General features: G+C 45.5%; 4 protein-coding genes. 1 reads left to right on the plus strand and 3 read right to left on the minus strand.

Annotated elements, in window-relative coordinates:
* Position 1: 1 nt before the first annotated feature.
* From AC1DWN_RS00345 to AC1DWN_RS00355, 3 genes are all read right to left on the minus strand, one after another.
* The gene (locus AC1DWN_RS00345) at positions 2 to 319 is read right to left on the minus strand and encodes a hypothetical protein (protein ID WP_477556956.1); all 318 of its coding nucleotides are present in this window, start codon (positions 317 to 319) and stop codon (positions 2 to 4) included.
* A gap of 1142 nt (positions 320 to 1461) precedes the next feature.
* Complete coding sequence (locus AC1DWN_RS00350) at positions 1462 to 2577, minus strand: D-alanine--D-alanine ligase (RefSeq protein ID WP_477556957.1); 1116 nt, start codon at positions 2575 to 2577, stop codon at positions 1462 to 1464.
* 102 nt (positions 2578 to 2679) lie between these two features.
* Positions 2680 to 3945 carry an amidase domain-containing protein gene (locus tag AC1DWN_RS00355; protein ID WP_477556958.1) on the minus strand — a complete coding sequence of 422 codons (1266 nt, stop codon included), beginning with the start codon at positions 3943 to 3945 and terminating at the stop codon, positions 2680 to 2682.
* A gap of 261 nt (positions 3946 to 4206) precedes the next feature.
* Between AC1DWN_RS00355 and acnA the strand changes: the two genes are divergently transcribed.
* The gene (gene acnA, locus AC1DWN_RS00360; protein WP_477556959.1) at positions 4207 to 6918 is read left to right on the plus strand and encodes an aconitate hydratase AcnA; all 2712 of its coding nucleotides are present in this window, start codon (positions 4207 to 4209) and stop codon (positions 6916 to 6918) included.
* Positions 6919 to 6998: the final 80 nt, after the last annotated feature.

Below are 6998 nucleotides of genomic sequence, written 5' to 3' on the forward strand. Positions count from 1 at the left end.
TCTAAGCCTGCTCTCCAAAAAACATTTCAAACGCAAGCGCCGTCTGTATTCTTGCTTCTTCCTCAGTCAACTTTCTCACGAGCTCCATCTCCACTCCCGTAACTTCTTCACCTTGAAAGTTAATTTCAGCGGTGGAAGCTAAGATGCGGACAATCGCAATTGCTTCGTTCGAAGGCGTGTATGCAAATACCTTCTGTCCTACTGGATATACTCGAAAGCCGCTCTTGACCATTTTGCCCTTCCCGTACTCCAACAATTCATAAAGTTCATTATCGGACTTAAATTTGCACACAGAATTAAATTCGGTTGCGAAACCCATTTATTTTCCCTCCTCTCAGTGAAAATCAACCAAACCTTGAAAGGCTTCTACCAACCTTCAAAGGCTTTTCGAACCCACCCAAACCCTCCCTTCCAAGGGAGGGCCCCGAGGGGCTGCCGCCCTCTGGACACCTGCAATTGGAGTAACGTAGGAGTTTCAGAGACGGTTGTGTGGTACCTTTTGTGGCGGATCGCTTTCGTCTTTGGGACACGCTTTACTTTTGGTGCGCTCGAGTTACCTGAACAGCTGAGTAACTTAGGAGCTACTGTGACTGTTGTGTGGTACCTTTTGCGGTGGATCGCTTTTGTCCTTTGGACACGCTTTACTTTTGGTGCGCTCGTGCTACCTGAACATCTGAGTAACGTAGGAGCTGCAGAGACGGTTGTGTGGTACCTTTTGCGGTGGATCACTTTTGTCCTTTGGACACGCTTTACTTTTGGTTCGCTCATGCTACCTGAACATCTGAGTAACGTAAGAGCTGGACAGATGGTTGTGAGTTACCTTTTGTGGTGGATCGTTTTCGTACCCCTGCGGGATACGTTTTTTTGTGTGCTCGTGCTGCCTGTACTCCTGAGTAACGTTAGAGGTACAGAGGTGCGTGTTTGTTGCCTTACCGCGCGGATCACTTTCGTACCCCTGCGGGATACGTTTTTTTGTGTGCTTGTGTTGCCTGTACTCCTGAGTAACGTGTGAGTTAGAACTGTAACAGGTAACTAGTTTGTTTTAGTTTCACTTTTTGAGCTTATGTTGGTGCGAGATTGTTACTGGGGAGCAGTAGTTTCAAATTTTGAAACTGCATGCTCCTTTTGGCAATAAGAGTTAGTGTATTTATGTTATTAGTGCTATTTTTTGAAACTAATTCAGTGCTGGGGCGGAGTTTTTTTGTGTTTAGTTGAACTTTCTGAAACTAATTTGAGTCAAATTAGAAATTAGAAATAAACTAGAATCAAATTAGAAACAAATGATACTTTTTCCGCGAAGTTTCATTATGGAGTCACGCTAATAGAAGCCGGCGAACCCGATCAGTGCGATAATTAGGTAGTTGATTTGAATACGCCGCATAATCTAGCGGGATTGATCCGATCTTCAAACTAATTTCAAGCTGCAATGCTCCTACCTGCTACACTAGTATGCTGTAATACTTATATTTCGTTGCCTACAAAGTCGATGCGTTGTTTGTCGGCGTAACGGGAAAGAGCTAGGTTGATTAAAGTATCTAGGAGCTCTTTGTATGGAATGCCGGTTTCTTTCCACATGAGTGGATACATGCTGAATGGCGTGAATCCAGGCATTGTGTTCACTTCGTTGATGAAGAGTTGACCGTCTGATTTGCGAAGGAAGAAATCTACGCGGGACAGACCAGAACCGTCAATCGCTTGGAATGCACGAACAGCCATTTCGCGGACTGATTCTGTAACTCCTTTTGACAAGCTTGCAGGAATGATCATGCTCGACTTTCCGTCGATATATTTCGCTTTGTAATCGTAGAACTCATTCGACGGAGCGATTTCGCCTGGTACAGATGCTTTTGCTTCATCATTGCCAAGCACGGCAACTTCGATTTCACGAGCATCAACGAATTCTTCGACAATTACTTTACGATCAAATCGCAGCGCGTAATTAACGGCAGCAATTAATTCTTCGCGGTTTCTTGCTTTGGATATACCAACGCTTGAACCTAGATTAGCTGGCTTTACGAAGCAAGGATATCCGAGTGATACTTCGCATTCCATAATGAAGAATGAAGAATCTCTATCCCATTGCGTGCGGTTAAAGTAACGGAATACGCATTGCGGCAGCCCTTCTTGAGCGAATACTTTTTTCATTATTATCTTGTCCATACCGACGGCAGAAGCGAGAACACCCGCTCCTACATACGGAATGTTAGCCATTTCAAATAGTCCTTGAATAGTTCCATCCTCACCAAACGTTCCATGCAATAACGGAAATACAACATCAATTTGTGATTCATTGCCTGTTGATGAGCCTTCTTCATTCAAGCTTTCAAACAATGGAGCGAGCGCGAAGCCGGTTTGCTTCGCCTCGCTCTCCTTGTACCGAAGCTGCTCTACACTTTCTGGCCGTGATGTCCATATGTCGCCTGTATTCCATTTGCCTTGCTTTGAAATATAAAAAGGCTTGATTTCATATTTACTGTAATCAAACTCGCTCATGACAGCAAAAGCAGTCTTTAGAGAGACCTCGTGCTCTCCCGATTTCCCCCCGTATACTAAGCCAACTCGAACCTTGCTCTTCATGGCACATCCTCCGGTACGATTATATTTCACAACTGCTTTCACATGTCGTGCATTCATCTACAACATTTAATATCATTTATAACTTAATTAATTCTATAAAGTTTACAGAAGATCAGCAATATGAAAAAAACGATACTTGGTCTGTTCCGTCCAAGCATAGGAATCACGATAATCCCAATAACGATGCCTGCTGGAAACAGTATTCGCATTAACGAGCGGCATCCCGAATGAATCAAAAGCTGTTACGATTGTACTGTGCTGGAACCGATTATCTCCATTCCAATCGTACGTGATCACATCACCGAGTTGAAGGTCTTCAGCAGAAGGAACAACTTCGGCGCTCAGCCCAGACGACCTTGGTGCTGACAAATAATTAGTCATCGCATTTGACACAGCCCAGCTGTAGCTCCACCATTCGCTCCCTTTATTGCGACCCTTATACCACCATCCCGATTCTCTCTTACTAGTATAGTTCATCGGCGCATTACCTGCAAAGACACACTGCGACACATAATTGGTGCAATTTACCTCGAAAAGCTCAAACGCAGGGTTTCCCTCGTTCCACCAGCGATCAGCGTAAGCAGCAACTAAATCTCTCCTATAATGTGCCGCTCTAAGACGGTGTGTGAATTGCGGTATTAGGTCATAATTTAAGTATGGTGTTGATGGTGAGGGCCCATCGCCAAATTGGTCTGAATAATTTTCTGCTGTGATCCAATTATCCATGGATGTACCAAAGCGAGGTCGGCGCTCGGCTATTAGCGGCTCTACACGCATAACATCCCAGCTGCCGCTGGTGGAGTTAAGCCAGAGACGTTCATACTCAGATCTCTCCTCCATATAATAGCGCCCTGCTTGTTCCATCCGTCTTTTAATATGAAGTCTAATAAGCACCGAAACTTCATTTGGTGACTCGTTGACGCGAACAAGCTCTGCCTTTGTCTCACTGCCTGCTGGAATCGCACCTCTAAGCAAATCGCGCTCACGCAGACGACCTAGCCTGTTGCGCAGCCGATCACAATGATCTGCATCCGTCACAAAATCAGCAAGCACCGCTGCATGCTGTTCTGTTTCCGCTTGATTGTATAAGCTTACGTAACGATGGACAGCTGATTTCCAGCCCTGCAGCTTTCCTTCCTGATCATGCTGATTATAATCTGACGAGCGCATTAATGAATTAAGCTTAACCTTGGAGTGATTGATTGGATCAGACAGCTGCTCCAACCTGTTCCCTTGCTGCATTGGCAGCCTCTGTACATCATTTGCAGCGTCCTTGTGCTGCTGCTTACCAGACGTTAACGGTTTTGTCGACGCTTGATTACGCTTCTGAACCTGATTGCCCGGTCCTCGGTTACCCGTTCTCGGCATCGCAATTCCTCCCTGAACTTATCGTGAGCGAGCGATCATACATATTTCAAATGAACACGGAATGATTGGTTCATTATATGAGGTGATCTGCCGTTTCATGTGACATTCACACACATGTATTTCTGGGCGTTTTCATATGGCTTTAGGACAGAATTGGACTTTACGGAATGACTGTTTTAACGATATACTATAGATATAGTTATTTTGAAATTGTGTTTCACAGTATGAAACACGGACTACATTCAAGCGAGGAGAATGACGATGGCTACACAAAATCAGTATTCCGTTCGTACAACGCTCGACGCCGGTGGCAAGTCTTATGCTTACTACCGTTTGGGCGGGCTAGAAGAACAAGGACTTGGCGATATTTCGAAGCTTCCTTTTTCTATTAAAGTATTACTTGAGGCTGCTGTTCGTCAGTTTGACGGTCGTGCCATTACAGCTGAGCACGTAAAACAGCTGGCAACTTGGGCTGACGGTCGTGAAGATAAAGAAATTCCTTTCATCCCTGCTCGTATCGTTTTGCAGGATTTCACAGGCGTACCTGTTGTTGTTGATTTGGCGGCAATGCGTGACACTGTGAAAAGAGCTGGCGGAGATCCTAAGAAAATCAACCCGCTCGTTCCAGTAGATCTCGTTATTGACCACTCGGTTATGGTTGACGCATTCGGTACTCCTGACGCTCTTGAGTACAATACAAAGGTTGAATTTGAGCGTAATGAAGAGCGTTACCGTTTCCTTCGTTGGGCACAAACAGCGTTCGATAACTTCCGTGCGGTTCCGCCGGGTACAGGTATCGTTCACCAAGTTAACTTAGAGTACCTTGCATCCGTAGCAGCAACTAAAACAATCGACGGCGAAACTGTTGTATATCCAGATTCCCTTGTTGGTACTGACTCCCATACAACAATGATCAATGGTCTTGGTGTTGTTGGTTGGGGCGTAGGCGGCATCGAGGCAGAAGCTGGTATGCTTGGACAACCACTTTACTTCATTATGCCTGAAGTAATTGGCTTCAAGTTGACAGGCAAGCTTGCAGAAGGTTCAACAGCTACTGACCTTGCGCTTACTGTTACTCAAATTTTGCGTAAAAAAGGCGTTGTAGGCAAATTCGTGGAGTTCTTTGGTCCAGGCTTGTCCAACATCAGTCTTGCTGACCGTGCAACGGTTGCCAACATGGCTCCTGAGTACGGCGCTACAGTCGGCTTCTTCCCTGTAGATAACGAAACGCTCAACTTCTTGCGCCAAACTGGCCGTCCAGAAGATTTGATCGAGCTCGTTGATTCTTACTACAAAGCACAAGGCATGTTCCGTACAGACGATACGCCAGATCCTGTATTCTCTGACATTATTGAGCTTGACCTTTCCACGATTGTTCCATCCCTTGCAGGTCCAAAGCGTCCACAAGACCGCGTTGAGCTAACAGCGATGAAAGAATCGTTCAACAATATTATCCGCACGCCAATCGACAAAGGCGGATACGGACTAAGTGATGAGAAAATCGAGCAATTCGTAGACGTGAAGCATCCTGACGGTCAAGTAACTAAAATGGGTACTGGCGCTGTTGTAATTGCTGCGATTACGAGCTGTACGAACACTTCTAACCCAAGCGTAATGGTTGGTGCTGGACTGGTTGCTAAGAAAGCAGTTGCTCTTGGACTTAAGAAGCCTGCTTATGTGAAAAGCTCATTGACTCCGGGCTCGCTCGTTGTAACTGAATATTTGACTAAAGCAAACCTAATCGAGCCGCTTGAAGCTCTTGGCTTCCACGTTGCCGGTTATGGCTGCGCAACTTGTATCGGTAACTCTGGTCCACTTCCGGATGAAGTAACAAAAGCTATTGTTGACAACGACATGACTGTTTCTGCCGTTCTTTCCGGTAACCGTAACTTCGAAGGCCGTATCCATGCTCATGTAAAAGCCAACTACCTTGCTTCACCGCCGCTTGTTGTCGCTTATGCTCTTGCTGGTACGACAAACATTGATTTGACTAACGATCCAATAGGCTATACAGAAGATAACAAGCCTGTGTATCTGAAGGATATTTGGCCAACATCTCAAGAAGTTAACGACGCGATGACAGCTGCGCTTAACCCGCAAATGTTCCGCGATAAATACGAAAATGTATTTACGCAAAATGAGCGTTGGAACGCAATTTCGATACCAGAAGGCGAGAGCTATGAGTGGGATGAGAAATCAACCTATATCCAAAACCCGCCATTCTTTGAGAACCTTAGTCCTGACCTTACGGACATTCAAGATATTCATTCAGCAAGCGTACTTGCTCTTATGGGCGATTCCGTTACGACTGACCATATCTCACCTGCCGGCAACATTACGGTTAACAGCCCAGCTGGACAATACTTGATCGACAACGGTGTTAAACGTCAAGACTTCAACTCATACGGCTCACGCCGCGGTAACCACGAAGTCATGATGCGCGGTACATTTGCGAACGTTCGTATTCGTAACCAAGTGGCACCAGGCACAGAAGGCGGCGTAACAACATACCTTCCTACGGATGAAGTGATGTCGATCTACGATGCGTCGATGAAATATCAAAAAACCGGCAAAAACCTTGTTGTTCTAGCTGGTAAAGAATACGGTACAGGCAGCTCCCGTGACTGGGCAGCAAAAGGTACGTACCTTCTCGGCGTAAAAGCTGTAATCGCTGAAAGCTTCGAGCGTATTCACCGCTCTAACCTAGTTGGAATGGGCGTATTGCCGCTTCAATTCCCAGAAGGTCAAGGCTGGAAGACACTTAATATTACAGGTCGTGAAACGTTTGATATCGTTGGCATGTCGAATGACGTTTCACCAGGTCAAAATGTTACTGTTACTGCAACTCGTGAAGACGGCACAACATTCGAGTTCCCAGCTATCGTTCGTTTGGACTCTATGGTTGACGTGGATTACTACCGTAATGGCGGTATCCTGCAAACGGTACTTCGTCAAATGATCGCTAACATGTAATAGTAAGTTCAAATGTGTTACATGATTACATCTTCATGTATCTAAATAAAAAAGCAGGCCCTGGGGTTAACCCCAGGGCC

The organism is Paenibacillus sp. P4_A7 (genome assembly GCF_056402455.1).

Coding starts and splice junctions, on each gene's coding strand:
- AC1DWN_RS00345 (WP_477556956.1), bottom strand. CDS start 319: ATGGGTTTCGCAACCGAATTTAATTCTGTGTGCAAATTTAAGTCCGAT.
- AC1DWN_RS00350 (WP_477556957.1), bottom strand. CDS start 2,577: ATGAAGAGCAAGGTTCGAGTTGGCTTAGTATACGGGGGGAAATCGGGA.
- AC1DWN_RS00355 (WP_477556958.1), bottom strand. CDS start 3,945: ATGCCGAGAACGGGTAACCGAGGACCGGGCAATCAGGTTCAGAAGCGT.
- acnA (WP_477556959.1), top strand. CDS start 4,207: ATGGCTACACAAAATCAGTATTCCGTTCGTACAACGCTCGACGCCGGT.